We start from the raw sequence: 25,463 nt of genomic DNA, 5'->3' as shown, positions 1-25,463 counted from the left end.
CATCTCCTCCGTTCACTGGGCGGCCACTGCTGCGGCGCGCGCCAGATTGGTTTCGTACTGTCCCTTGGCGGACAGATATTGCTTCGGCCAGCTGACCGCCGTGATGCCGATACGCGCGGCTTCGTGCAGCGTCCAGGCCGGGTCGGCCAGATGCGGCCGCGCAATGGCGCAGAGATCGGCGCGGCCGGCCGCGAGGATCGAATTGGCATGATCGGCCTCGGAGATCGCGCCAACGGCGATCGTCTCGATGCCGACTTCGTTGCGGATCAGGTCGGCGAAGGGCGTCTGGAACAGGCGTCCATAGATCGGCCGCTCTTCCTTCCAGACCTGCCCGGACGAGCAATCGATCACGTCCGCCCCTGCCTCCTTGAACATCGCGGCGAAGATCGCCGCGTCGGCCGGCGTGTTGCCGCCGTCGGCCCAGTCATGACAGGACAGGCGCACCGACATCGGCAGATCGGACGGCCATACCGCGCGCATGGCCGTGAATATCTCCAGCGGAAAACGCGCGCGGTTCTCGTGGCTGCCGCCATATTCGTCCGTGCGCCGGTTGGTCAGCGGCGACAGAAAGCTCGACAGCAGGTAGCCGTGGGCGCAATGCAGTTCGAGCCACTCGACACCGGCTGCCGCCGCACGGCGGGTTGCCGCAATAAAGTCGTCGCGCACGCGATCCATGTCGCGGCGGTCCATCGCCCGCGGCAACTGGCTGTGGGGCAGATACGGCAAGGCCGACGCGGAGATCAGCTGCCAGTCCCCGGATTCGAGCGGTTGATCGATTCCCTCCCAGGGCACCCTGGTCGCGCCCTTGCGTCCGGCATGGCCAAGCTGAATCCCGACCTTGGCATGTCCGACGCTATGGACCAGTCCGACCAGGCGGCGCCATTGTTCGGTCTGCGCATCGTTCCAGAGCCCGAGGCAGCCGGGCGTGATCCGCGCATCCGGCGAGACGCAGGTCATCTCGGCAAAGATCAGCCCGGCACCGCCCATGGCGCGCGCGCCGAGATGAGCGATATGGAAATCGTTGATGAGCCCGTCCTGCGCCGAATACATCGCCATCGGCGAGACCATGATACGGTTCGCGAGCGAAAGGCCGCGGACGCGGTGCGGCGTCAGCATTGGCGGCGGCGCCCGTTCGCCGCTCTTGACCGGAATCCCCGAACGTTCGGCGAACCAGCGCTCAAAGCCTTCCAGCCAGGTGCGATCACGCAGGCGAAGGTTTTCGTGGCTGATGCGCTGCGAGCGCGTCAGCATCGAATAGAAGAATTGCGGCGGCTCGAGCGTATCGGCATAGCGCCGGCCGACGACCTCGAACCACTCCATGGCGTTGCGCGCGGCGTTCTGGATGCGTGCAACATCGACACGGCGCACCTCCTCATAGGCCTCCAGCACGGTCGGGATACCGTCGCGGCCGTGACCATGGCGGTCGAACTGATTGGCGAGCTCGATGGCGTCGTCGAGCGCAAGCTTGGTGCCCGAGCCGATGGCGAAATGCGCGGTGTGCGCAGCATCCCCCATCAGCACGACATGCGAATTGCCGTTGAAGACGCTCCATTTGCCGCAGATCAGGCGGCTGAAATTCAGCCAGGCCGAGCCGCGCAGATGGCGGGCGTTGGTCAAAAGCTTCGCGCCGTCGAGCGTCTCGGCGAAGATCTTCTCGCAAAAATCAATCGACGCCTGCTGATCGAGTTCGCCAAGCCCGTGGGCGTTGTAGGCTTCTTCCGTCGTCTCGACGATGAATGTCGAGGTTTCCGCGTCGAACTTGTAGATGTGCGCCTGGAACCAGCCGTGCTCGGTCCGCTGGAAATCGAACGTGAAAGCGTCGAACGCCTTCTTGGTGCCGAGCCAGATGAAGCGGTTCGGCCGGATCACCATGTCGGGCTGGAATTGCTCGGCATAGCGAGCACGAATTCTGGAATTGACGCCGTCGCAGGCGACGATCAGATCGGCATCGGGAAACTCGAGATCGGATTCGACCTCGCGCTCGAAGACGAGCTCGACACCCAGCGCCTCGCAACGCCTCTGCAGAATGTTGAGCAGGTGCTTGCGGCCGATGCCAATGAAGCCATGGCCACTCGTGCGCTGGCGCGTCCCCTTGAAGACGAGCTCGATGTCGTCCCAATGGTTGAAGGCATCCTCGATCTCGGCGGCGCTCTCGGGGTCGGCCACCCGCATCGCCGACATCATGGCATCGGAGAACACCACCCCCCAGCCGAACGTATCGTAGGGTTTGTTGCGTTCGACGACCGTGATGACATGCTCAGGATGTCGACGCTTCATCAGCAGGCCCAGATAGAGGCCGGCCGGGCCGCCGCCGATACAGACTATGCGCATGATCCCTCGCTTTCGCGCGTCGCGCCGTGTTCGAGCTCTCGCTCAAATTATTTTAAGCCTAAAGTATTTCGTCGGCTCGTACATTGTCAAGGCGGTTCTGCAAGGGCCCTGGGCGACGGCTCGAGGCTGCGGCACGGATCCTGAGTCCGGTGCAAATTGGCGCCATGGCGCCGCCGATTCCGGGTCGCCCGGGCTAAGCCTTGAATTTACTTTTGGCACGAACTATCTTGCCCTTGTCCATGAGAGCTGCGTCAGCTTTCAAAAGGCCACGAAGCCCGGGAGACCAGATTGGCACTCGCGAAGGAGCCTACGCCTGTTTCGGCCAAGAACGGGACGGATCAGGAAGCCGAGTACAGGGCTCAAACGCGAGTTTGGCTCCGGCTGCTCGCCTGCACGACCCTGATCGAGGGCGAACTGCGGCGCCGGTTTCGCGAAGAGTTCGATTTCACGATGCCGCGCTTCGATGTTCTCGCTCAGCTCGACCGCGAGCCGAGCGGGCTTGTGCTGGGAGAGCTGCCCAAGCGCCTGATGGTCTCGGCCGGGAACCTGACTCCGATCGTGGACCGGCTGGTCGCGGATGGATACATCACGCGCACGCCGTCGAACCTCGACCGCCGCGTGCAGATTGTCTGCATGACGGTCGAAGGCCGCAAGACCTTCAGGCGAATGGCCAAGAGCCACGGCGCCTGGCTTGCCGAGTTGCTGGCCGATTTCCCGGCGGACCGGTTCGACGGATTGATCGGCGAGCTCGACGAACTCAAGGGCGCCGTCAAGGACGCGCTGCAGAAGGCTTGAATACGGGCCTCGGGCGGTAACGCTCTATCCTCGGATCTAGACTAGCGTCGCACCTTTACGCCTGCTGCCTCGCGATCCCATGTATCCGTGGTGACGCCCGCCTCACGCAGCACGCCCTTCTTGATCTTGCCATTTTCCGTCAGCGGCATCTGGCTCAGAATGCGCACATAGCGTGGGATGGCGAAGTAGGCGATGCGGCCTTCGCAGTGCCTGACAATGTCGATGGGCTGCAGCGATTGGCCAGCTTCCAGCAGGATCGCGGCCGCGACCTCGTCCTCGCCCAATTCCGACGGAAGCGGGTAGATCGCACAAGCCGCGACCGCGGGATGGGATTGGATGGTCTGCTCGACCTCCCACGAGGATACGTTCTCACCACGCCTGCGGATCGAATCCTTCATGCGATCGATGAAGCGATAGTGCCCGTCGGAATCACGAACGACCCGATCGCCCGAGTGGAACCACAGATTGCGCCAGGTCTCGACGGTCTTCTCCGGCATGCCGAAATAGCCCGTGGCGAAGGCAAAGGGCTCTCTTGCCCGAAGCACGAGCTCGCCGGCCTCTCCATCGGGAAGCGCTGAATCGTCCTCGTCAACGATCCGCGCCTCGATCCCGTCGGCCAGATAGCCCATCGTCCCCGGACGATCCGACGGGATCGTGCCAGCGAACGCGAAGTTGGTCTCGGTCGATCCGTAGCCGTCGAGCAGCGGTACCCCAAACCGCTGCAGGAACGGATCGTGGATTTGCGGCGGCACGCCCCCGCCGAGCGCAACGCGGAGGCGATGCGTCTTGTCGTTCGGCGCCTTCGGCTGCGCCAGAAGCATCGATGCCATCGCGCCAAGCAGATAGCCGACGGTCGCATTGTGTCGCTGCGCGGCGGCCCAGAAGCCTGAGGCGGAGAATTTCGGCTCCAGCACGTAGGTGCAGCCGTTCAGCAGCGCCTGATAGAACGCGTTCAGCGCGTTGGTGTGGAACAGGGGCAGTGTCGTGAACAGCACATCGCCTTCGCGGATGCCAAGCGCCCGCGCCGAATAGATGCCCCACCAGAACAGTTGCGCCTGCGGACAGCACACCCCCTTCGCGGGCCCCGTGGTGCCTGACGTGTAGAGGATCGCAACGGTGTCGCCAGGACGCACCGCGCCCGGCTCGGCCGAAGCCCTGAGCGCCGGCAACGGCACCGCGGATAGCCTGGCATCAAATGCCTCGCCGGCAGCTCTGATGGTCCAGATTCGCGGCGGCAGCTCGACACCGGCCTCCACACTCTCGATCGCGTCAGCGAACTGGGCCTCAACGACAAGAAGCGCCGAACGCGAGTTGCGGAAGATGTGGGAGAGCTGGAAACCGCGCAGCGCGGTGTTGATCGGGACCGCGATGGCGCCAAGCCAGGCACAACCCAGATAGACCTGCAAGAACTCCGGACGGTTCGAGCACATCAGCGCGACCCGATCGCCCGGCTTGATGCCGGCATCGACGAGCTTCCGCGCCGACGCGGCGGCGATGTCAGCGGTTTGCGCAAAGGTCCAGCGCGTCTCGCCCGCGACCAGCAGGACCTTGTCGCCATAGCGCTCGGCCTGCCGCATCAGGGTGGTGGACAGGATCCGGTCGGTCGGTGGAAACAGCTCGACCGCGCGCGCCCACGCCGGCGGCACGTGCTCCCGACCGACCGCCTCGCTGATCTTCGCCGGCGCGTCGTTCTCCGTCACGATCATGCTCCTGCCTCAGGGCAACAGCTTGTATTTACCGTCCTCGATCTGGACCATGATGCGCGAGCGGTCGTCGACGCCATGCCGATCCGCCGGCGTATAGGTGTAAACGCCCTGGGTCCCGACAACGTCCTTGGTGGTAAACAGCGCCTGGCGAAAGGCGATACGAAATTCCGGCGATCCGGGCTTGGCACCCGATGCCATCGCGCGCTTGGCGGCGTCGGCGAGCACCAACCAGCCATCGAAGGAATAGGACGAGAATGAATCCGTCGGCGCTTCGCCGTTCGCCTTCTCGAAGGCCGCACGGAAATCCAGCGCTACCTTCTGGATCGGATTGCTGGCCGGAAGCTGCTCCGCGGCGGTCACAGGTCCGGTCGGGCAGATGATGCCGTTGGCCGCCTTGCCGGCGAGACGGAGGAAGTCGGCGCTGATCATGCCGTGATTGCCGTAGAGCGGCCCTTTGTAGCCGCGTTCGGACAACGCGATCACCGGCAACGCACCGGGCGTTCCCGTTCCTCCCAGCATGATCGCATCGGGATGCGCGGCGACGACGCGCAGCACCTGCGCCGTGACCGACGAATCCGAACGCGCGTAGCGCTCATTGGCAATGATCTTGATGTCGGCAGTCTTCGCACTTTGCTCGAGCGAGTTGTACATGAGGTCGCCGAACGCATCGGAGAACCCGATGAAGGCAACGGTCTTCAGACCTTTCGCTTTCATGTTGTCAACGATCCCCTGCACCAGCAGCGGCGTCGGTTGGGGCGTCTGGACGACCCATGGGCCGCCATCACCAGGCGGCACCGGCGCGATCGGTGACACCGCGATCATCGGGACCTTCATCTCAATCGCCGCCGTCGCCATCGCGAGCGTCTGGGGGGCGCCGGACGTACCGATCAGGACATCGACTTTCTCCTGCTCGACGAGCTTGCGCGCATTACGGGCCGATGCGGTCGGATCAGAGCCATCATCCAGCTGGATGACCCGAACCTTCTCTCCACCGATCTCACCGAGATAGGCCTGGCCCGCCGCAATCCCCTTCGCATTTGGAATCCCAATCGAGGACACCGGCCCGCTGAGGCCGGTGACGAATCCGACGAGGATCTCGGCCCGCGCAATCTGCGGGGCGGCAAGCAGCAATGCGGCGGAGACCAGCAGGCTCTTAGTTGCGTTCATGGCACCTGTCTTTCGTGGGAATTTCTTGTTCTGATTGGCAAGTGCCGCGATGGGCTCAAGTCGATCCAACCAGCGCGATGACGCGAAGCGGACTTCCGGAGCCGTTCTTGATCTTCAGCGGCGAAGCCACGATGACGGCGCCGGTGGCTGGCAACTGATCCAGGTTGCACAGGCATTGCAGGCCATAGCGGCCCGCGCCGTGCAGGAAGTGATGCGCCGGATAAGGCGGATCGAAATGCCCGGCCTGCCCGGCATCGGTTCCGATGGTCTCGGTGCCAAACCCGATGACGCCGCGCTCCTCCACCAGCCATTTCATCACAGCCGGATTCGGACCCGGCGTATGTGCGCCATCATCCCTCAGGTTCGCGTAGTCGCGCCAACCCTTCTTCGACCAATCGGTGCGCAACAGAACCCAGTGACGATCGGGGATCCGTCCATGCTTCGTCTCCCACGCTTCGACGTCAGGCACGGTCAGGACGAAGTCCGGATCCTGCGCGGCCTGAGCGGAGCAGTCGATGACGCAGGCCGGAGCGATCATGTCCTTCGACGGCATCGTGTCGACGGCGTTGTTTGGCAGATCCTTGCCGGTGAACCAGTGGATCGGCGCGTCGAAATGCGTGCCGGTGTGCTCGCCGAAGGTGACATTGTTCCAGTACCAGGCCGGGCCGCGACCATCATATCGCGAGATTTCCTGGATACGGACCGGCGCGGCCTGGCCGAACTCGGGCGGCAGCACAATGACCGGAAAATCCGGACTGAGCGTAAAGGTCAGGTCGACGACGCGCACCGCGCCGGAAGAAATCGCACTCGCCAGCTCCAGCAGATTCTTGCTTTGCATCGTCACGTCCTCCAGCTTGGTTGAATTCCTGATCTCACCTGTCGAGCTCGCGCTCCAGGGCTTTCGGATTGGCCGCGAGACGCTGCCGGATCTCTTCGGCGACATCTCCGACATACATCTCTTCCAGCCCACCCTTGAGCCCCGACACGATCGCCTGCGCGATCGCGCGCGGCGCGACCTTCGGCGGCGGCACGGTCTGGAACCATTCGGTGTCGACGGGCCCGGTGAACAGGTTCATGACCCTGACGCCACCGGGCCGCAGCTCCGCGCGAAGGGAGTGCGAGAGCGAGAGGCAGGCTGCCTGCGAAGCCGAATAGGCGCCAAAGGCAGGCCAGTTCGCCAGCGCATAGACCGAAAGGATATTGACCCACGCGGCACTGCTATTGATGCCGTCGGCACCCCGCATTCGCATGGCAGGGCCAAAAGCCTGCGCGAGGTTAATGAAGCCGAGATAAGCCTGGTCGATCTCATCGCGCGCGATGCTGGTCCCCCTGCGGTCGAGCAGGCCACCCGGCCGGACATATTCCGTGGTGTTGACCAGGATATCGACCTTGCCGCCGATGTCGGCGGCAAGATCAGCCACCACTTTTTCGTCTGCCGCATCGAGGGTCACGATCTCGATTCCATCCTGACCGCGCAGCAGATTTTCGCCGGCGAACGGCCGCCATGGTTCGGCGACGCCGACAAACACCGTCTTGGCGCCTGCGGCTCTCAGGGCAACGGCGGCCTCCTGGCCGATCACGCTACGACCATTGGTCACGAGTACGCGCCGGAATTTCGGATCGGCCGTCATCTCCCGCCACTGCTTGTCGTCCGCCATGTTCGCAGTCTCCCCCTCGGGATGGGCAAAGGCCACCGCCTGGCCGCTCTTGTCGAGTTGCAACGACATGCGGACGGCCGCGCCCTCCACACAGTCGGCATGAAGATGTGCGACAATGGTCGGACCGCAATCCATCTTGACAAGGCCAATCCGCCACGGCGCGCGTTCGCGAAAATAGACATCGCTCGGCACGCGTGCCGTCGTCTCGGCGAGCAGCATGCCCCGGCGCGGCGCCTCGACGAAGGTCAGGCCGTCAAAAAGACAGGACGGACACGCCTCCCGTGCCGGATAGGCAAAACAGCCGCAGGCCTCGCAGCGTTGCAGCACGAAGCGGCCTTCGGCGGCTGCCCGCGTGAACCCGTGCGACGTCCTGCTTCGCGGTCGCGGCGGCAAAGCAGGCAGCCGCGTTCGCAGCAGCGGGTTCTTTCGTCGGGGTGGCTTGATCGGATCAATCATCGCGAAGGCCCTGCGAAAATCGCTGCGCCCGAGGCGAGACCGCGGTCATAGTTGATCATACCGAATCCCGAGGCCAGAGCGAGGCTCGCATTCCCGACCTGTGTGGGGCCTGCCGTGCCCAGAACCTGCCGCAGCCCTTCGACGAGACCGAGATAGGCGCCGGCCGCACCGGCCTGCCCCACCGAGAGCTGCCCACCCGAGGTGTTGTGCGGGAAGTCGCCGTCGATTGTGAGATCGTGTTGGCGCACGAACGCGGCCCCCTCGCCTTTCCTGCAGAAGCCGAGATCTTCGAACTGCATCATGGTGATGACCGGATAATCGTCATAGGTCTGCACGACATCGAGATCGTCAGGCTTCACGCCGGCCATCGCGTAAAGTTCACCCACGTCCATCGCCCAGCCGCCGCGCACCTGCATCGGATCGTCGGCGAAGGCATTGTGTCGCTCGATCGTCGACAGCAGCCGCACCGCGGGCAACGCCAGCGATGTCGCAGTCTCCTCGCGCATCACGAGGAACGCTTCAGCGCCGGCACATGGCATCACGCAATCGAACAGATGAATGGGATCTGAGATCGGCCGGGCCGCCAGATACTGCTCCATCGTCAGCGGTGTCTTCATCAAGGCATGCGGATTGCACAAGGCATTGGTCCGCTGGGCGACAGCGATTCTGCCGACATCCTCACGCGTGACTCCAAACGTCCGCATGTAGTTGCGAGCTATCAGCGCAAAACTCGAATTCGCCCCACCCGCACCGTAAGGATAGACGGCATCCTGGTTGAAGCGTGAGAAGTTCTCGAGGGTCAGCCTGAACGAATCGACGTGATTGGTGTCGCCGGCGATGCACGCCACGATGTCGGCGTCGCGCGCCTGAACCGCGCGTGCCGCCTTGCGCAGGCCTGCGATGGCGCTGGCGCCGCCGAGCGGGATCGTGTCGAGCCAGCGGACGCACAGGCCGAAATGCTGCGTCAATCCGACGCCGCTGTCGGTCCCCATGGTGAAGCTGGAGACGCACATGCCGTCGATGTCGGACGCCTTGATGCCGGCCTGCGCAACGAGTGCGCTCAAGGCGCGGCCGATCCACCACTGCGCGCTCTCGATGGAGTAGCGCACATAGGGAATCGTGACGGGTGCCGCGATTACCACCCCGTCATAAGGTGCGCGCAGGGAATTGGTCACCGACCGCCCTCGTTCATCCGCGTCAGACCACCGTCAGCTTTACGGCAATATTGCCGCGGGTTGCGTTCGAATAGGGGCAGCGCTCATGCGCGCCGGCAACGACCTCTTCCGCCACCGCTTTCTCGACGCCGGGCAGATCGACCTTCAGCTCGACAGCGAGCGCATATCCGACCGACACCGGTCCCATCGCAACCTTCGCAGTCACAGATGGCTCGGCCGAGGGCACCACCTTCCGCGTGCGCGCGACGAGCTTGACTGCACCGAGAAAGCAGGCGGCATAGCCGGCAGCAAAAAGCTGCTCGGGATTGGTGCCTTCACCACCGGGGCCACCGAGCGATTTCGGCACCGACAGCGATACCGACAGCAGACCGTCGGCGCTGGCGGCCTTGCCATCCCGCCCCCCGGTCGCCGTCACCTCGGTCTCGTACAGGATCTTTTCGGGAGTCATCATGATGCGCTCTCCAGGATTAACGGTTGTTACGGGCCAGCAGTGCGCGGAAATCGCTGCGCGCTTGGGCGCTGGCACGCTTGAAGCTCGGCCCACGGCTCGGCTCGGTGCCATTGAGCCTGCGAAGCTGCACCCACATCTCGGCACTCTTCAGCGCGACGGCCGCGCAGTTGACCACGGGCGCGTGGCCAACCTTCAAGCCATGTTCCTTCCCGATCAGAAGCCCAGGCAGCACGCCGGCCGGGATCACGACATCGGCGCCGCGCTCGACCAGCGGAAGGGCGCAGGCGACAAAATCGCTGATCATGCGCGCTTGCGCTTCAGCATCTCCGGCGAACGCATCAGCGAAATCTGCCGGCTTGCAGCCGAGTCCGGTGACATGGACGACGCGATCGCCGAGGCCGTAACGCTCGGCCTGCTCATAGTGCCAGATCTCGAAGACGGGATCGAGCGTCACAAGGCCGAGACGCCGGCCGAGCTGTGAGGCCGCCAGCAACGTTGCCTCGCCGGTCCCGATCACGGGAATGTCGAGCGCCGAACGCAGCTCGTAGAGGCCGGGATCCTGGAAATGCCCCATGACGAAGGCATCGAAGCCGTCCTCCTCGGCCACGATGCCGTTGTCGATCGCCTGGACTGCGCAGCGCAGTTCCGCAAGCCGGCCGAACTCGCGATCCGGCGGACTGATCCCCTCGACGTGAACCGTGGTGCCAGGTGCAGCGATGCTGTTGAGGTATTCCGACAGCCGCGCCATGTAGGGCGCGTTCACGCTCGCATCAACGAAGCTCTGCCAAAAGATGCGCATCGTCCTTCTCCTCAAGCGTTGATCGGAGGATCGGTCGTCGGCTGCCGATGAATATATTTCAATCATAAACTAATTCAGGCGTCAAATGCCGGCAGGGGCGACCGAGAAGCTCGCCGCCAGGACATGGCGCGCACCGTTTTTTTGCTCGGCCGGCCAGCCAAGAAACGCCGCACACTGAGGAAATTGTATGCAACAACATTTTTTCTGACACCCCCGTGACACGTGTTGACGGCGCCACCGGCAATACTTTAGGCTTTAAGTAATTCCTCGCCGGCCAGGGACCGGCGGCCATGACAATGATGTTGCAGGGCACCGATTTTGAGAGACTCGATCGTGTGGACAGTCGCCGGGCTCCAACAGCCGGCCATGGCAGCAGCATCGCCGGCGGCGTATCGCGGCCGCACCGACGAGCTTTGTTCGCTCCGCAAAAGGCCCATTTGCATTCGCCGGTGGGTTCGACGTTCGCGCGGCAAGCAACATCATGACTGCTGAGCGCCCAGCCAGCAAACTCTCTTCGGTCGCGCCCGGCTTTTGGCGCCGCAGCAATGCTTTCAATCGGTTGGTTCGTCGTTCGGGGTCCCCGCGCGGCGGCATCACGGCATTCCTATCCAGCATCAACGGAGGAGAACGCATATGCGCAAGACTCTGACCTTCCTTGCACTCGCGGTCGGCGTCGTTGCCGCCCCGGCTGCGCGGGCCGACATCGTGATCGGCTTCGTCACCTCGCTCAGCGGAAACGGCTCGTCGATCGGCATCCCCTACGGGCGCGGCATCAACGCCGCGTATGAATACAAGAAGACCATCAATGGCGAGACCATCCGCCTGATCCAGCTCGACGACGGCTCCGATCCGTCGGCCGCGACGCGCAATGCGCGCAAGCTGGTGGAAGAAGAGAAGGTCGATCTCCTGATCGGCACGGCGACGGCACCCTCGACCATCGCGATGGCGGCGGTCGCGAGCGAATTGAAGGTGCCGATGATCGCGGTCTCCCCGATCGGCAAGCTGCCTGATGCACCCGAGCAGTGGGTGGTGTCGGTGCCGCAGCCGGCCTCCCTCCTCGTCAAGATCGTCGCCGATCGCATGAAGCGCGATGGCATGAAGAACATCGGCTATATCGGCTTCTCCGACGCATGGGGCGACCTTGTCTACAACGGCGCCAAGGCCGCCGAAGCCGCCGGCGAGATTAAGATCCAGAGCAACGAGCGCTATGCCCGCACCGACACCTCGGTCACCGCGCAGATCCTCAAGGTCCTGGCCGCGCGGCCGGACGCCGTACTGGACGGCGGCTCGGGAACCCAAGGCGCGCTGCCTCTCCTCAGCCTCGCCGACCGCGGCTTCAAGGGAAACACCTACGGCACAGTGGCGTTGGTCAATCCTGATTTCGTCAATGTCGGCGGCAAGGCGGCCGACGGCATCCAGGTTTCCGCAGGTCCTGTGATCGTCGCCGAGCAGCTGCCCGACGAGCACTTCGCCAAGAAGATCGCGCTGGATTTCCGCACCGTCTACCAGAAGGTCCATAACGTCCCGACCACCGATGGCTTCTCCGCCTACTCCTTCGACGCCTGGCTGATCTTCGCCAACGCTGCGGAGCGCGCGCTGAAGACCGCGAAGCCCGGAACGGTGGAGTTCCGCGCGGCACTGCGAGACGCGATCCTCAGCACCAAGGAGCTACCGGGCGTGCACGCCGTCTATAATTTCAAGCCGGGTTCCGTGACCGGCGTCGACGAGCGTTCGCTCGTCGTGGTGCGCCTGACCGGCGGCGCCTGGAAGTACGCGCCTTAAGTCCGAAGCGGCAGGCCACCAGAACAAGGGGACGGCGTTCTCAATGACGAGCGACATCGCAGCTATCCTTGCGATCGACGGGATCGCCACCGGCGCAGTCTATGCGCTGGTGGCGATCGGGACCGTCCTCATCTTCACGGTGACACGGGTCATCTTCATTCCCTTTGGCGACATCGCCGCTTTCACGGCGCTGACGCTGGCCGCACTCGACGCCAAGCGCTTTCCAGGCACGGGCGCGCTGGTCGTCATCCTCGCGGGCCTCGCAACCCTGATCGAAATCGTCTCGCTGGTGCGCGCCCGCGAGTTCCGGCTGCTTCCGCGCGCACTCTTCTTCTATCTCGCGCTGCCGCTCGCCGTGGTCGGCCTCGCCTGGCTGACGATGCGGGCCGAGCCGCCGCTCGCTGTCAGGCTGGTGCTCGCCTTGATGCTGATCACGCCGATCGCCCCGCTGCTCGACCGGATCGTCTTCCGGCCCATCGCGGACGGAACGGTGCTGTTGCTGCTGACCGTCTCCGTCGCGCTGCATTTCGCGCTGGTCGGCCTCGGCCTGCTTTTCTTCGGCCCCGAAGGTGTCCGAACCGAACCGCTGACCTCGTTCTCGACCGAGTTCGCCGGCGTGCTGATCTCGGGCCAGACCATGCTGATCGTGATCGCAGCGCTCGTCTTCTCCGGCCTGCTCTATCTCTTCTTCGACTTCACGCTGGTCGGCAAATCGCTGCGCGCGACCGCCGTCAACCGGACCGGCTCGCGCCTGATGGGTATCCGCCCCGCCCGCGCCGGCACCATCGCTTATCTGCTGGGCTCGCTGATGGCCGGCGTCTCCGGCATCCTGATCGCGCCCGTCAACACCGTGTTCTATGATTCCGGCTTCCTGATCGGCCTCAAGGCTTTTGTCGGCGCGATCGTCGGCGGCATGACCAGCTATCCAGGCGCTGCGATCGGCGCCGTCGGTGTCGGCATCCTCGAAAGCTTCGCCTCCTTCCAGAGCAGCGCGTTGAAGGATGTCATCGTGTTCTCGCTGCTGATCCCGATCCTGATCTGGCGATCGCTCGCCTCGCTGCATTCCGAGGAGGAGATCGAGGAATGAGGCGCCTTCACGTTCAGCTCGTGGCAGTGGCAGCGGTGGTGTGCCTGGCGCTCGCGCCGCTCGTCCTCAGCCCGTTCAGCATCACGCTGATGAACTATATCGGCATCTATTCGCTGGTCGCGATCGGCCTTGCTCTGCTCACCGGCGTCGGCGGCATCGTGTCGTTTGGACAGGCGGCGTTCGTCGGCATCGCGGCCTATGCCACCGCCTGGGTCTCCGCGCTGAACGGATATTCGCCGTGGCTCGGCCTCGTGTTCGGCGTGGTGCTGACCTGCTGCGTCGCCGCCATCCTCGGCGTCGTCACTTTGCGGCTGCAGGGCCATTTCCTGTCGCTCTCGACCGTCGCCTGGGGTCTCGCGATCGGCTTCCTGTTCGGCAATGTCGACGGGCTCGGCCGCTTCAACGGCATCTCCTCGATCCCGCCGATCAGCATCGGATCGCTTGCGCTCGCGACCAGCTCTCAGATCTACTTCCTGATCTGGGGCATCGTCGCCATGGTGCTCTTCCTCGGCTACAATCTGCTGGACTCCCGGCTCGGCCGCGCCATGCGCGCGCTGCGCGGCGGCAACATCCTGGTCGAGAGCCTCGGCATCAACGCCTTCAAGATCAAGCTCGTCACCTTCGTGATCGCGGCGTTCCTCGCCTCGCTCTCGGGCTGGCTTTACGCCCATATGAGCCGCTTCATCAGCCCGGGCCCGTTCGATGCCGGCATGGGCATCGAATATCTGATGATGTCGATGGTCGGCGGCGCCGGCAGCCTGCTTGGCGGCGTCGTGGGCGCCGCCATCGTCACGCTGCTCAAGAACAGCGTGCAGGACTATCTGCCGCTGATCGCCAAGGGCGCCTCCGGCCAGCTCGAGATCGTCGCCTTCTCCGCCCTGTTCATCCTGTTCCTGCAATGGGCCCGCCAGGGCATCGTGCCGTTCGTTGCGCGCTATTTGCCGAAGATCAAACGCGAGCGGCCGCCACCTGCGCCGCCGCTGCCCCGCCGCCCGCAGCCGACGCCGGGCGAGCTGCTTCTGAAGGTCGACGGCGCAGAGCGCCGGTTCGGCGGTCTCGTCGCCGTCAACAATGTCAGCTTCGAAGTCCGCTCCGGCGAGATCCTGGCCGTGATCGGCCCGAACGGCGCCGGCAAGAGCACGATGTTCAACTGCCTGACCGGCGCGCTTCGCGTCAACAAGGGCGAGATCGTCTTTGCCGGACGCCCCATCACGCGCGAGCCGCAATCCCGCATCGCCAGAGGCGGAATCGCCAGGACGTTCCAGCATGTGAAGCTGCGGCCGCGCATGAGCCTGCTGGAAAACGTGATGCTCGGCACCTACGCCCGCACCAGCACTGGCCTGTTCGCCGGAGCCTTCCGCCTCAACCGGCGTGAGGAGGCCAGCACGCGGCACGAAGCCCTGATGCAGCTCGAACGCGTCGGGCTCGGCGACAAGCCGTTCGAGCTCGCCGGCAATCTGCCGCTCGGCAACCAGCGCATCCTGGAGATCGCGCGCGCGCTCGCCGCAGATCCGGCGCTGCTGGTGCTGGACGAGCCGGCGGCCGGTCTTCGCCGCCAGGAGAAGCTGCGGCTTGCGGAGCTGCTCCGCTCGCTGCGGTCGGACCACCTGACCATCCTGATCGTCGAGCACGACATGGAGTTCGTGATGTCGCTGGTCGACCGCATCGTGGTGCTCGATTTCGGCTCCAAGCTCTGCGAAGGCGCGCCCGCCGCGATCCGCAGCGACGAGCGGGTTCAAGAGGCCTATCTCGGAGGCGTCGCGTGAGCGAGATGTTTTCGATGCGAGACGTGACAATCTGCTACGACAATGTCGAAGCGGTCCGCAACGTCTCGCTGTCGGTGCAGGAAGGGCAGATCGTCACCGTGATCGGCCCGAACGGCGCCGGCAAGACCACGCTCTTGATGGCCGCCATCGGCCTGCTCGCCGCCCGCGGCCGGCTCGTCTTTCAGGGCAACGACATCGGCAGGATGTCGGTCGAGGATCGGGTCGAGCGCAGGCTGTGCCTCGTGCCGGAGAAGCGCGAGCTGTTCTCCGACATGTCGGTCGCCGACAATCTCCTGCTCGGCTCCTACAGCCTGCGCGATCGCTCGGGCGTGCAGAAGACGCTGGACGAGGTCTATAGCCGCTTCCCTCGCCTGAAGGAGCGGCAGCGCCAGGCCGCCGGCACCCTCTCCGGCGGCGAGCGCCAGATGCTCGCGCTCGGCCGCGCGCTGATGGCGAAGCCAAAACTGCTGATGCTGGACGAGCCGAGCCTCGGCCTTGCGCCGCTGATCGTGCGCGAGATCTTCCGCACCATCGCCTCGCTGCGCGATCTCGGCGTGTCGATCCTGCTGGTTGAGCAGAACGCCCGCGCCGCGCTGGAGACGGCCGATTACGGCTATGTGCTGGAGACCGGCGAGATCGTGCAGTCCGGCCCCGCCAAGGATCTCATCCACGACAAAAGGCTGATCACGGCCTATCTCGGCGGACACTGAGGGCCGCTGACCAAAAGTCAAAAACAACCCCATGCACAGTAGCCGGCGACAACGATGTCAATGGCTTGGTCGCCGATCTTGCTGATTTTCAGAAATTAGCTTGATGCGTCGGGCAAAACAGTGGCATAGTGCCATCATCGTCGTCCCTGGATGCCCATGGCTTCAACCCTCCCCGGACGTCCGACATCTCCGATATGAACCGCCAAACGCAGGCCACACCCTGACGCGGCTTCGACTTTGCACGACAGCCCGCGGAGCTGACGGCGGGTTCCTCGACGTTTGGCCGTTGAACCGAGCGCCCCATTCGGCTGCCGGTCGCAAACAATGTTCGTATCATTCAGGAATTCCGTCTGCCCAGAGACGGCTTTGGCTTGTACGGCAGCCCGCGGTTCAGCCTGAACGTCGACGGCAATGCCTTGCCGCTGGATGAAGATGAGGCCTTGCGTTGGCAGATCTTTCTGCACAAGGGGATCAGCAAGCTGAAGACCGCCCACGACAATTGGGAACGCTGGAGCATCCCAGCCGGTGAAACGGCGTCGCTTGCGCCAGGTTGACGCCAACCCTCGGATATTGCGCATCGCAACAAAGTTCGGCCGGCGTCGCTCAGGCCGCTGTGCGGGATGAGCTGCCCCTGACTTGAGCGCATCGTTGTGGCTTGCTATCGTGCAGCTGGAGGTCGGCAAAATTATTTCGGTCGTCCTCCGTTGGTAACTTAAGCCCTTTGCGGCCCCGCCTTCGGGCGCCTTTAGTACGCTGGGTGCGGTAACGTTCCCTCCGTTCTTCCCATTGACTCCGGAGGCGGGTCCTTTTTCCTGCCGGCTTGCAAGAGCTGATATCCATCTTCAGAACGAAGCCCGTCGGGCAAGACACTCGCAGTACCGCGCTATCGAAGAGTTTGGTTCAGCCCGCACGGACCGGCCGAACCCACGCGTTGAACCCAATTTCTTCAACGATCCGTCGACTCGAGACCTCCAAGAATTTCACGGGCACGCTTGATCGAAAACTCATGTGCCGCCCGGTTGAAGGACGGGCTTGCTCGCATCATGTAGCCGTGCAGGACGCCGGGAAAGACGTGCACTTCAACGTTGGCCGCGCACGCCGCCAGATCACGATACGCGTCCAGCACCTCGGCCGGCGCCCGGTTGTCCTTGTCGCCCCAGATGAGGCAGACCGGCTCGCGAATCCCGACAAGCTCGTGACGAAAGTCCAGCATCTCGGATCCGTGACAGCAGATGCCGGCAGCATAACCAAGCCGCTTTGGGCCAAGAATTGCGTACGGACCACCATAGCAAAACCCCATAACCGCCGCCCGGCCATTGAATTGCGGGATAGTGCCGAGGTGAATCAAGGTGTCGATCATATCGTCTTCGCCGGCCTTGATTTGCTCGAGGCGCGGCTGCGCGCGCTGGGCCGCGCGTGGGTCGTTACGCGAAAGCGGGCCGGCGATCGAGCGCCAGAACAGATCCGGCACCGCCACAACGAAGCCGTATGCGGCAAGTTCGTCGGCGATCGCGAGTATGTCCGCATCCACGCCATGAATAGCGGAAGCGAGCACAATTCCAGCACGCGGCTTGTGCAGCGCGGGCACGACCAGATAGCAATCGAACGCGCCGCCGTCTTTTGCGCAGATCTTGCTGAATGTCCCGAGCATGACGAATGCAACATGTCGTTCGAGGGATGGAGGCCAATGTCTGCTCTGGCCGCGAATCCACCGTACGGTGGCTGCGGCCATCTGAGACGACCGCGCTATTCCGGGTGGATGTTCGCCAGCCGCATCACCTTGGCCCACTTCTCGGTTTCAGCGGCCATGACAATGCCAAAATCCGAGGGCGAACCGCCCAGTCCCGCCGCATCGAGGCTGCGGAGGCGCATCTTGAAGCCGGAATCGGCCAGTGCAGCGTTGGCCTCGCTGTTGAGCTTCTGGATAATCTCGGTCGGCGTATTCCTTGGCGCGCCGATGCCGAACACCGAACTCGCCTCGTAACCGGGCACGAACTCACCGATGGCTGGCACATTCGGTAACGCATCGGATCGCGTCGCCGTCGTGATCCCGAGCGCGCGCAGCCTGCCGCTGCCGATATAGGCGATCGATGGCGCCAAATTCACGAAAACGACCTGCACCTGGCCGCCGAGCAGATCCGTGATCGCCGGCGCCACGCCTCGATAGGGCACATGCTGAAGATCGAGCCCGCCGGCTTCCTGCTTGAACAGCTCCGCGGCGATATGGGTGATCCCGCCCACGCCGCCCGAACCATAGGAGAGTCTCCCGGGATTGGCTTTGGCATAGGCGATGAACTCTGGAATTGTGCTGGCTGGAACCGATGGGTGCACCACCATCACCAAGGCGCCGCGGCTCACCCCCACGACTGGTGCGATATCGTGCAGGAAATTGAAATCGAGATTCCGATAGAGCGTGGCATTGATCGCATTGGGCGAACCGACAAGCAGGAGAGTGTAGCCATCCGGAGACGCGCGCACGACCGCCTCGGTGGCGATGTTGCTCCCTGCGCCGGGACGGTTCTCGACGATGAATTGCTGGCCAAGCCGCTCCGAACACCATTGCCCGACCAGACGCGCAAGGATGTCGTTCGGGCCGCCCGCGGCAAAGCCGACCATGATCCGGACTGGCCGCGACGGGTAAGCATCCGCTCGGGCAAGGCCCAGCAGCAAAGCTGGCGCAGCCACGCCAGCTGCAACGCGCAGGAAGTGACGTCGGGAAGGCGTCATCGGCTTTGCTCCATCGAACCCGCACTCTCGCGGGGACCTCCTCAACGGTTCGACGATAGTTGATGCTGCCATAAGCGCATAAGGCTAAAGTCTGATGGTGTCATCTCAGAACGGAAATGGGTGATTTCATGCAGATGAGCGATCGCATCGGAAAACGAATGAAGCTGCAGGACCTGCATGTGCTCATGGCGGTGGTGCAGGCCGGCAGTATGGGCAAGGCGGCGCTCATGCTCGATACGACCCAGCCAAATATCTCCAGATCGATCGCGGAGCTTGAACATGCGCTCGGCGTCCGCCTGCTGGATCGCCACCGGCGCGGAATCGAGCCGACCGAGTGCGGCCGCGCCCTGCTCGATTGTGGCGCTGCCGTTTTCGACGAACTACGCCGCGGCGTGAAGAGCATCGAATTCCTGGCCGATCCCACCGCGGGCGAGGTGCGGATTGGAAGCACGGCCTTTCTGGCGGCGAGTTTCGTTTCCGCTCTCATCGATCAGCTCTCCCGGCGGCATCCTCGGATCAGATTTGAGCTCATAACCGGCTACCCCGAAACACTGCACCGCGACCTGAACGAGCGCAAAGTCGATCTGCTGATCGTGCGGAGCAGCGGCCCGCTCACCAACGAGCGGCTGCATTTCGAACCTCTTTTTGAAGATAGCTATGTTGTCGCGGCGGGTGCCAAAAATCCCTGGGCGCGGCGGCGCAATATCCGGCTCTCCGATCTCGCGGCGGAGCGATGGGTCCTGCCACCCCGGGAGAGCGTGATCGGATCGATTCTTACGCAAGCTTTTCGCAACGGCGGGTTTGATTATCCACGCGCGACGGTGGTCACTGATTCCCCCCATATGCGGGTCAGCCTGCTGGAGACGGGGCGGTTCATCACGGTCTTCCCGGCTTCCGCACTCACATTCCTCACCAAGGGGTCGGCGCTCAAGGTCCTATCCGTCGCGCTGCCGCCGGCACGTCGACCAAACGGGATGGTCACCGTCAAGGATCGCGCCGTCACTCCAGTTGCGCAACTCGTCATCGACGGCGCCCGTGAGATCGCAAAGCAAATGGCCAAACGATGAAACGGTGAAACGCCTGATGTCTGCGGTGGACTGTAGTGGGCTTCAGCGGGGCTTCGAAGCCCCTGCCCTTCGTTGTGGCTTGCTATCGTGCGGTGGAGGTCGACAAACCTATGTTCAGCCTGCACGATACACTTCGCGCGGCTTTTTCTTTCCAAAGTCGGTACATGGGTCTATTGCGCCATCCGCAGACATTGTGCTTTCCGGGCTTAAGGAGGGCTTGTGGACCCGATGCGGACATTCGTCTGCGCCTGCCGGCCGCACTCAAGATTCAACGTGTTGCGCCTGCTTGATCGCTGTCTCGAGATTTTCGATTGTGAACGGCTTTTGAAGCACAAGTGCCTGTCGCTGCTGACCGAAGTCCCTGGTTGAGCCGTAGCCCGATGCGAAGATGAAAGGAATCTCCCGTGATGCGATCGCGTCGGCGATCGGAAAGCTCATAATACCATTCAAGTTCATGTCGATGATTGCAAAATCAAAGCTCGCAGACTGTGCCAGCTCCATCGCTTGGTCGATGTTTCCTGCCTCAGCCGCGATTTGGTGGCCCAGCGTCTCTACCATATCAGCGACCATCATCCGGATCATGACTTCGTCTTCAACCAGAAGGATCGAAAGGGTCATCTTACGGATCCTTCCGAAGTCACAGCCTCAGGCCCGCCTTTATCTAGGGCGGTCCTGACCGCTTGAGCCAGCTCGGCTGGCCGGAAGGGCTTACGCAGGAAGGGAGCAGACCCCATCGCAGACTCCAGTGCGGCCGAATCGGCGTAGCCGCTGACGAACAGCACGGGCAGCGAGGGTTGTACAACCCGGGCTGCCTTGACCACCTCGGCGCCGTTCGTGCCCGGCATCGAAAAATCGATGATCATCAACTGCGGATTCACCGACTTCTGAATTGCAAGCGCTGCCGCGCCATGATCTGCCTCGTGCACCGAGTATCCGATCTCGGACAGGAAGCTCGTCATGAGACCTCGGACGTCGTGATCGTCATCGACCACCAGGATTCGTTCGGCGTGGCCGCTCTCGGCCGCTCCAGACGACTCCGTATCGAAGCCCATGGCAGCGGCCGCCCGGCGAAGCAGCAGCCGAACTGAGGTGCCCTTGCCGACCTCGCTATTGATCTCGACGTCGCCGCCCATTTGCCGCACGAGCCCGTAAACCTGCGACAACCCAAGTCCCGTCCCCTTGCCCGGAGGCTTGGTCGTAAAAAACGGATCGAAGGCGCGCGCGATCACCTCCGGTGGCATGCCGGTCCCCGTGTCGGTTACTGACAACATCACCCTGCGTTCGTCGGCATCGTCGCAGGCGGTCGTAATCGTCAACGTTCCGCCGTCCGGCATCGCGTCGCGCGCGTTGATCGCCAGGTTGAGAATGCCAACCTCGAGCTGGTTACCGTCGGCGATCACGGACGGCGCAATTGGATCGAGATTGGTCTTGATGGTGACGTTGGCACCGAGCGACTGATTGAGCAGCTCAAATGACCCCTCGATCAGGCGATTGATGTCGACCGATTCCGTCGCCAGCTTCTGTGTCCGCGAGAATGCAAGGAGCTGCGCGGTCAGTTTCGAACCGCGTTCGGCCGCCTTGAAGGCGTTGTCCGCGAGCCGCGTGATACGTGGCTCCGTCGACCGCGACCGGATCATGTCAAGGTTGCCAACCACCGCGGTGAGTAGATTGTTGAAGTCGTGGGCCAAGCCACCCGTCAGCTGCCCGACCGCCTCCATCTTCTGGGCTTGCAGCAGTGCGGACTCGGCTTTTTTGCGTTGCGCGACTTCTTGGCGCAATTGTTGGTTGGCCTGCTCCAGTTCTTCGGTACGTGCCTGAACTTGCTTGTCCAGCGTGGCGTTGAGCGCGCGCAGGGCGTCCTCCGAGCGGCGGACACGCAGCAGCGCGTTGATCGCGGCGGCCAGCTCAAGCGGTTCGGCTGGTTGCACCAGGTAGGAATCGGCGCCGGCGTTGAGTCCGACGACGCGGTCGTCGGCCGTCGTAAACGTCGCCGACGTCTGAAGCACCATCACTTCCGGCCACTTTTTCTTGATGAAGGCACAGACCTCGAATCCGCTGATGTCAGGCAGCTGGACGTCAAGCAGGACAAGCGGGGGCCTGTGCTGCTCGACGAGGCGGAGCGCTTCCGCGCCGGACTTTGCTTCGATGACTGCAAAACCCGCGGCGTGGAGGTCGCGGGTTTTCACGTAGCGCTGCGATTCGAGGTCATCGACGTTCAGGACGATGATCTTTTCGTGCGCGCTCATGAGACCTCCTGAACGGCGTCGCGCAGGAACGACGAGACGCTTTCGCGGGAGATTGCGTTCTTGGAGATCAGCCGCACGCGCTCCGGTAAGCGAGACCTCAGCGAGTCGTCGATCGTCATGGACGTTGACACCACGACGGGGATAATGCTGGTGCGCTCGTCGCCGGCCAGCTGCTGAAGTACCGTGAAGCCGTCCACGGCCGGCATCTGGAGGTCGAGGATAATGACGTCGGGTTGCTTTTCGCGGGCGAGCCTCAGACCTTCTTCGCCGCCGTCCGCCTCCATGAATTCATAACGCGACTCGTTGCCGACAATTTGGCGCATCACATAGCGGAACGTCTCATCGTCGTCGATCAACAGCACGGATTTGCTGCCATCACCGGGAGCGCCAAGCATTTCACGATCAGGACTGCCGAGAAAGGCTGGGATGGTCAGCGAGAAAACCGAACCTTGTCCGAGACTACTTGCGACGGTGAGATCGCCGCCGAGCAGCCGCGCCAGCGACCGTGACAAGGGCAGGCCGAGGCCGGTGCCCTTGACCCTTCTCTGCAATTTGGTATCGACCTGCGAGAATTCCTCGAAGATGCGCTCGTGATGCTCGGGCGCAATCCCGATGCCGGTGTCGCGCACGGCGAAGATGATGCTTGCGCCATCTTCGCTCCGTCTTGCCGTGACTTGGACTTCGCCTTCCTCGGTGAACTTCAGCGCATTCGAGATCAGATTACGCAAGATCTGTGCGACTTTGGCTTCGTCGGTGTAGAGCGCCGGCAGGTCCTGCGACGGCTCGAACAGCAATTCCACGGACGCGCTGGTCAATAGCGGTTTCAACGCGCCCCGCAAGGCTCCGAACAGGCTGGTCACGGCGAAACGCACTGGCTTGACCTCGGCCTTGCCGGCCTCGACCTTGGCGAGGTCGAGCATGTCGTTGACGAGTTCAAGCAGGCTCTCCGCCGATCGCCTGATATAACCGACCTGGCGTTCCTGTTCGGCGGTGAGATCGCCGTCGATACGGTCGAGCAGGAGACGGGATAGCGCCAGCACGGAATTCAGCGGGGTCCTGAATTCGTGGCTCATGTTCGAGAGAAAGCGTGTCTTGAGCTCGCTCGCCTGCCGCAGCTGCTCGGCGCGGCCGTCGAGCTCGGCATACAGTGCCACAACGCCGCGATTGGTGTCACCGAGCTCTTGATTGAGCTCCTTGCTCTCTTCTTCGCGCCGCCGCAATTCCTCCAGACTCTGCATCAGCTCCCGATTTTGCTCCCGCAAGGCGCTCAAGGGATTGGACGAGGTTTCCTTCTTCAGGCTGGATGCGATCTCGGTCAGTTTGGCGCGCGGCCATGGTTCGAGCCGCGACGGCAGCCTGTGGCCCACTTCGACTGTGGTGCCCTTGCCCGGCTTCGAATCGATGCTGAACGTATCCATCAGCCGGCGTGCGCCGACCAAGCCGAGGCCCATGCCGCTTTGCGAGCGGTACTGCCCATCGAGTATGACCTGGAGATTTTCGATGCCGGGACCCTTGTCGCAGATGCGGACGACAAATCGTTGTGGTGCTGAACCCGCATCAAGAACGAATTCAGCGCGGCCGCCGCCGGCGTAACCATAGGCGTTGCGGGCGAGCTCGGAGACCGCGGTGGCAATCCGGGTCTGGTCCTGTCGATCGAATCCCAGGAGATCCGCGAGACGGTGGGCCCGCTGGCGCACCGCGACGACGTCGCTTTCATTCTCGATCGGCACCGTCACGATCGGCCACAGCTTGGAAGATACCGTCATGGTACAGTTACCACTTTGCCACGAGCACGGTCGCATCGTCACGATGCCGGGTGAAATCACGATAGAGGATTGCTGCTATCAGGGAAGGATGAAGCGCCGCAAGGTCGGGATACCGATCGGTGGTCCAGCTCGAGGCCAGCCCGTCCGAATAGAGAATGACGAGACCGCGCTCGAACGGATAGTCGAAGGCCTGGATCTTGCGGGCGTTGAAGCCGGCCGTACCGGGCATCGAGACCATTCGTTTGGTCTGTCCCCCGACAATACTCATGCCCGCGATGTTGCCGACTCCCGAGAAAGCGATCTTCTTGGTCGCGGGATCGAAGCGCGCGATCGAGACAGCAGCTCCACGCGTCGAGCGAAGCCCACTGTGGATATAATCCATCAGGTCGGGCACCGAGTGACCGCCGTACCGATGGAACAACCGCACGGCCTCTACCGAAGCTTCCGCGGCTTCGGGTCCGTGGCCCAGCCCGTCGGCCACGAGCAGCGTCCTGACGGTCCCATTGTCGGACACGGTCCACGCGTCTCCGCAAACATCTTCGCCGGCTTTGGGAAGGGACACGCCGCCCCAAGTCGAGATCGATGGCGGCTTCTCTGCCGCCAGCTTTCCAGGCGCGACGCGGGCAAGCACAGCGGTACCAAGCCCCGGCCACGAGCCGATGTCGACGAAGTGCGACTGCCTGACCACGGCGCCGAGCCCCCGGCCCGCAGTGCCGGCGGTCGAATACCCGTCCTCAAGACATGCCGCGACGTTGCTCATGCCGGCGCCCTTGTCCAGCGCGATGATTTCGATGCCCTGGCTTTCGTTGTCCTCATAGGTGCCAACGAGAATTTCCCCGCCGGAGCCGTGCTTGACGAGGTTGGTCGCAAGTTCGGTCGCGATCAGCGCGAGCTTGCCCTTGTCCGTGTCCGCGAAGCCTGCTTTTTGTGCCAGATCGGTTGCTGCTCGCCTTGCCTCCGCGACGCCGCTCTGATCGTTGACGCCGACGGATTTCATGATCATTTCCAACGCGCGATCATGACTTTGGTGCCTTCTCCGGGTTTCGATGCAATCGAAAAATCGTTGCAGAGCCGCTTCGCGCCGCCGAGGCCGAGGCCCATGCCCTTGCCCGATGTGAAGCCGTCCTTGAGGGCCTGCTCGATATCGACAATTCCGGGACCCTTGTCGTCGAAGGTGAGCCGCACGCCGCGGCGCCCCCCCTGTTCGACAAGCTCGACCGTGACCTCGCCGCCGCCGCCATAGTCCAGCGTGTTGCGCGCCAACTCGCTCGACGCCGTGATCACCTTGGTCTGGTCGACCAGGCTCAGTCCAACTTCGAGGGCATAGGCCCGCGTCAGTTGCCTGACCCGAACTACGTCATCGGAGGCCTTGATGTCGAGACGTTCAGTCTTCGTCGTCGGCATCGTCTGCTTCCGACTCCGCGAGGCGGCTGTGAATCAGGGCCATTCCGCGTTCGACATTGAGCGCGGTCTTGACCCCCGTCAGCGACAGGCCAAGCTCGACCAGTGTGATTGCGACCGCGGGTCGCATGCCCACGACGACCGTATCGGCATCCAGGATACGCGATACCGCGGCGATGTTGTCCAGCATGCGGCCCATGAAGCTGTCGACGATCTCCAGCGCCGAAATGTCGATCAGCACGCCGCGGGCAGTGTGCGCGACAATCTTCGCCGTCAGGTCTTCTTCCAGCGCGGTCGCGAGGCGATCGTGCATGTCGACTTGGATCGTGACGAGAAGCGTGTTCCCGAATTTAAGGATAGGAATGCGGTCCAT

The 25,463-nt window shown here is 63.3% G+C and carries 23 protein-coding genes; 7 read left to right on the top strand and 16 right to left on the bottom strand.

Annotated elements, in window-relative coordinates; genetic code table 11:
• Positions 1–12: 12 nt before the first annotated feature.
• The gene (locus Q0687_RS07250; RefSeq protein WP_298873902.1) at positions 13–2,331 is read right to left on the bottom strand and encodes a bifunctional salicylyl-CoA 5-hydroxylase/oxidoreductase; all 2,319 of its coding nucleotides are present in this window, start codon (positions 2,329–2,331) and stop codon (positions 13–15) included.
• Between the two features lie 288 nt (positions 2,332–2,619).
• On the opposite strand from Q0687_RS07250, the gene Q0687_RS07245 reads away from it, so the two are divergent.
• Positions 2,620–3,126: a MarR family transcriptional regulator gene (locus Q0687_RS07245; RefSeq protein WP_298873900.1), complete on the top strand. Its 507-nt coding sequence runs from the start codon at positions 2,620–2,622 to the stop codon at positions 3,124–3,126.
• 41 nt (positions 3,127–3,167) lie between these two features.
• Here Q0687_RS07245 and Q0687_RS07240 read toward each other — a convergent pair whose 3' ends face one another.
• Genes Q0687_RS07240 through Q0687_RS07210 form a run of 7 tightly spaced genes read right to left on the bottom strand, consistent with a single transcriptional unit; the run spans position 3,168 to position 10,538 of the window.
• The gene (locus tag Q0687_RS07240; RefSeq protein ID WP_298873899.1) at positions 3,168–4,832 is read right to left on the bottom strand and encodes an ATP-dependent acyl-CoA ligase; all 1,665 of its coding nucleotides are present in this window, start codon (positions 4,830–4,832) and stop codon (positions 3,168–3,170) included.
• Between the two features lie 9 nt (positions 4,833–4,841).
• The gene (locus tag Q0687_RS07235; protein ID WP_298873898.1) at positions 4,842–5,999 is read right to left on the bottom strand and encodes an ABC transporter substrate-binding protein; all 1,158 of its coding nucleotides are present in this window, start codon (positions 5,997–5,999) and stop codon (positions 4,842–4,844) included.
• Between the two features lie 55 nt (positions 6,000–6,054).
• The gene (locus Q0687_RS07230; protein ID WP_298873897.1) at positions 6,055–6,837 is read right to left on the bottom strand and encodes a cyclase family protein; all 783 of its coding nucleotides are present in this window, start codon (positions 6,835–6,837) and stop codon (positions 6,055–6,057) included.
• A 34-nt stretch (positions 6,838–6,871) separates the two neighbouring features.
• Entirely contained in the window at positions 6,872–8,113 is a 1,242-nt protein-coding gene (locus tag Q0687_RS07225) for an SDR family NAD(P)-dependent oxidoreductase (protein ID WP_298873896.1), read from the bottom strand.
• Positions 8,110–9,288, bottom strand: a complete 1,179-nt coding sequence (locus tag Q0687_RS07220; RefSeq protein WP_298873895.1) for a thiolase family protein — start codon at positions 9,286–9,288, stop codon at positions 8,110–8,112. Before Q0687_RS07220 ends, Q0687_RS07225 begins: the two co-directional genes overlap by 4 nt.
• A 22-nt stretch (positions 9,289–9,310) precedes the next feature.
• Positions 9,311–9,739 (bottom strand): organic hydroperoxide resistance protein, encoded by a 429-nt coding sequence (locus Q0687_RS07215; protein ID WP_363323931.1) that lies wholly within the window; start codon positions 9,737–9,739, stop codon positions 9,311–9,313.
• A gap of 16 nt (positions 9,740–9,755) precedes the next feature.
• Positions 9,756–10,538 carry an aspartate/glutamate racemase family protein gene (locus tag Q0687_RS07210; RefSeq protein ID WP_298873894.1) on the bottom strand — a complete coding sequence of 261 codons (783 nt, stop codon included), beginning with the start codon at positions 10,536–10,538 and terminating at the stop codon, positions 9,756–9,758.
• A gap of 633 nt (positions 10,539–11,171) precedes the next feature.
• Here Q0687_RS07210 and Q0687_RS07205 point away from each other — a divergent pair.
• The 5 genes from Q0687_RS07205 (at position 11,172) to Q0687_RS07185 (ending at position 16,437) form a co-directional block, all read left to right on the top strand.
• Complete coding sequence (locus Q0687_RS07205; protein WP_298873892.1) at positions 11,172–12,320, top strand: ABC transporter substrate-binding protein; 1,149 nt, start codon at positions 11,172–11,174, stop codon at positions 12,318–12,320.
• 43 nt (positions 12,321–12,363) lie between these two features.
• A complete protein-coding gene (locus tag Q0687_RS07200) occupies positions 12,364–13,407 on the top strand; it encodes a branched-chain amino acid ABC transporter permease (RefSeq protein WP_298873891.1) in 1,044 nt (347 codons plus the stop codon).
• Positions 13,404–15,173 (top strand): branched-chain amino acid ABC transporter ATP-binding protein/permease, encoded by a 1,770-nt coding sequence (locus tag Q0687_RS07195; RefSeq protein WP_298873889.1) that lies wholly within the window; start codon positions 13,404–13,406, stop codon positions 15,171–15,173. Before Q0687_RS07200 ends, Q0687_RS07195 begins: the two co-directional genes overlap by 4 nt.
• Positions 15,170–15,883: an ABC transporter ATP-binding protein gene (locus Q0687_RS07190; protein WP_298873887.1), complete on the top strand. Its 714-nt coding sequence runs from the start codon at positions 15,170–15,172 to the stop codon at positions 15,881–15,883. Before Q0687_RS07195 ends, Q0687_RS07190 begins: the two co-directional genes overlap by 4 nt.
• A 371-nt stretch (positions 15,884–16,254) precedes the next feature.
• Complete coding sequence (locus tag Q0687_RS07185) at positions 16,255–16,437, top strand: hypothetical protein (RefSeq protein WP_298873885.1); 183 nt, start codon at positions 16,255–16,257, stop codon at positions 16,435–16,437.
• Between the two features lie 392 nt (positions 16,438–16,829).
• On the opposite strand, the gene Q0687_RS07180 is transcribed toward Q0687_RS07185, so the two are convergent.
• Together Q0687_RS07180 and Q0687_RS07175 are read right to left on the bottom strand one after the other, a co-directional pair.
• On the bottom strand, positions 16,830–17,534 hold the full coding sequence (locus Q0687_RS07180) for a dienelactone hydrolase family protein (protein WP_298873883.1): 705 nt from the start codon (positions 17,532–17,534) through the stop codon (positions 16,830–16,832).
• Positions 17,535–17,629: 95 nt separating this feature from the next.
• Positions 17,630–18,610, bottom strand: coding sequence for a tripartite tricarboxylate transporter substrate binding protein (locus tag Q0687_RS07175; RefSeq protein ID WP_298873881.1), 981 nt, complete (start codon positions 18,608–18,610; stop codon positions 17,630–17,632).
• Between the two features lie 116 nt (positions 18,611–18,726).
• Between Q0687_RS07175 and Q0687_RS07170 the strand changes: the two genes are divergently transcribed.
• The gene (locus Q0687_RS07170) at positions 18,727–19,677 is read left to right on the top strand and encodes a LysR family transcriptional regulator (protein ID WP_298873879.1); all 951 of its coding nucleotides are present in this window, start codon (positions 18,727–18,729) and stop codon (positions 19,675–19,677) included.
• Between the two features lie 261 nt (positions 19,678–19,938).
• Here the strand turns inward: Q0687_RS07170 and Q0687_RS07165 are convergent, their stop codons facing one another.
• From Q0687_RS07165 to Q0687_RS07140, 6 genes are read right to left on the bottom strand one after another with little or no spacing between them, the layout of a single operon-like run.
• Positions 19,939–20,295, bottom strand: coding sequence for a response regulator (locus tag Q0687_RS07165; RefSeq protein WP_298873877.1), 357 nt, complete (start codon positions 20,293–20,295; stop codon positions 19,939–19,941).
• The gene (locus Q0687_RS07160; RefSeq protein WP_298873875.1) at positions 20,292–21,923 is read right to left on the bottom strand and encodes a response regulator; all 1,632 of its coding nucleotides are present in this window, start codon (positions 21,921–21,923) and stop codon (positions 20,292–20,294) included. Before Q0687_RS07160 ends, Q0687_RS07165 begins: the two co-directional genes overlap by 4 nt.
• A complete protein-coding gene (locus Q0687_RS07155; RefSeq protein WP_298873873.1) occupies positions 21,920–23,689 on the bottom strand; it encodes an ATP-binding protein in 1,770 nt (589 codons plus the stop codon). Before Q0687_RS07155 ends, Q0687_RS07160 begins: the two co-directional genes overlap by 4 nt.
• A 7-nt stretch (positions 23,690–23,696) precedes the next feature.
• The gene (locus tag Q0687_RS07150; protein ID WP_298873871.1) at positions 23,697–24,686 is read right to left on the bottom strand and encodes an ATP-binding SpoIIE family protein phosphatase; all 990 of its coding nucleotides are present in this window, start codon (positions 24,684–24,686) and stop codon (positions 23,697–23,699) included.
• Between the two features lie 2 nt (positions 24,687–24,688).
• Complete coding sequence (locus tag Q0687_RS07145) at positions 24,689–25,093, bottom strand: anti-sigma regulatory factor (RefSeq protein ID WP_298873868.1); 405 nt, start codon at positions 25,091–25,093, stop codon at positions 24,689–24,691.
• The gene (locus tag Q0687_RS07140; RefSeq protein WP_298873936.1) at positions 25,074–25,463 is read right to left on the bottom strand and encodes an STAS domain-containing protein; all 390 of its coding nucleotides are present in this window, start codon (positions 25,461–25,463) and stop codon (positions 25,074–25,076) included. Before Q0687_RS07140 ends, Q0687_RS07145 begins: the two co-directional genes overlap by 20 nt.

Source organism: uncultured Bradyrhizobium sp., assembly GCF_936928535.1.
In the GTDB taxonomy this organism is placed as follows: domain Bacteria; phylum Pseudomonadota; class Alphaproteobacteria; order Rhizobiales; family Xanthobacteraceae; genus Bradyrhizobium.
The sequence above is the reverse complement of the archived record's forward strand: the minus strand, read 5'-3'. Positions and strand labels throughout refer to the sequence as shown.

Excerpts from the sequence above, each read along its gene's own strand:
- Q0687_RS07200 (WP_298873891.1), top strand. The coding sequence starts at position 12,364 with ATGACGAGCGACATCGCAGCTATCCTTGCGATCGACGGGATCGCCACC.
- Q0687_RS07170 (WP_298873879.1), top strand. The coding sequence starts at position 18,727 with ATGGGTGATTTCATGCAGATGAGCGATCGCATCGGAAAACGAATGAAG.
- Q0687_RS07250 (WP_298873902.1), bottom strand. The coding sequence starts at position 2,331 with ATGCGCATAGTCTGTATCGGCGGCGGCCCGGCCGGCCTCTATCTGGGC.
- Q0687_RS07225 (WP_298873896.1), bottom strand. The coding sequence starts at position 8,113 with ATGATTGATCCGATCAAGCCACCCCGACGAAAGAACCCGCTGCTGCGA.
- Q0687_RS07145 (WP_298873868.1), bottom strand. The coding sequence starts at position 25,093 with ATGCCGACGACGAAGACTGAACGTCTCGACATCAAGGCCTCCGATGAC.
- Q0687_RS07180 (WP_298873883.1), bottom strand. The coding sequence starts at position 17,534 with ATGCTCGGGACATTCAGCAAGATCTGCGCAAAAGACGGCGGCGCGTTC.
- Q0687_RS07165 (WP_298873877.1), bottom strand. The coding sequence starts at position 20,295 with ATGACCCTTTCGATCCTTCTGGTTGAAGACGAAGTCATGATCCGGATG.
- Q0687_RS07240 (WP_298873899.1), bottom strand. The coding sequence starts at position 4,832 with ATGATCGTGACGGAGAACGACGCGCCGGCGAAGATCAGCGAGGCGGTC.
- Q0687_RS07140 (WP_298873936.1), bottom strand. The coding sequence starts at position 25,463 with ATGGACCGCATTCCTATCCTTAAATTCGGGAACACGCTTCTCGTCACG.
- Q0687_RS07175 (WP_298873881.1), bottom strand. The coding sequence starts at position 18,610 with ATGACGCCTTCCCGACGTCACTTCCTGCGCGTTGCAGCTGGCGTGGCT.
- Q0687_RS07215 (WP_363323931.1), bottom strand. The coding sequence starts at position 9,739 with ATGATGACTCCCGAAAAGATCCTGTACGAGACCGAGGTGACGGCGACC.
- Q0687_RS07150 (WP_298873871.1), bottom strand. The coding sequence starts at position 24,686 with ATGAAATCCGTCGGCGTCAACGATCAGAGCGGCGTCGCGGAGGCAAGG.
- Q0687_RS07205 (WP_298873892.1), top strand. The coding sequence starts at position 11,172 with ATGCGCAAGACTCTGACCTTCCTTGCACTCGCGGTCGGCGTCGTTGCC.
- Q0687_RS07235 (WP_298873898.1), bottom strand. The coding sequence starts at position 5,999 with ATGAACGCAACTAAGAGCCTGCTGGTCTCCGCCGCATTGCTGCTTGCC.
- Q0687_RS07155 (WP_298873873.1), bottom strand. The coding sequence starts at position 23,689 with ATGACGGTATCTTCCAAGCTGTGGCCGATCGTGACGGTGCCGATCGAG.
- Q0687_RS07230 (WP_298873897.1), bottom strand. The coding sequence starts at position 6,837 with ATGCAAAGCAAGAATCTGCTGGAGCTGGCGAGTGCGATTTCTTCCGGC.
- Q0687_RS07210 (WP_298873894.1), bottom strand. The coding sequence starts at position 10,538 with ATGCGCATCTTTTGGCAGAGCTTCGTTGATGCGAGCGTGAACGCGCCC.
- Q0687_RS07160 (WP_298873875.1), bottom strand. The coding sequence starts at position 21,923 with ATGAGCGCGCACGAAAAGATCATCGTCCTGAACGTCGATGACCTCGAA.
- Q0687_RS07195 (WP_298873889.1), top strand. The coding sequence starts at position 13,404 with ATGAGGCGCCTTCACGTTCAGCTCGTGGCAGTGGCAGCGGTGGTGTGC.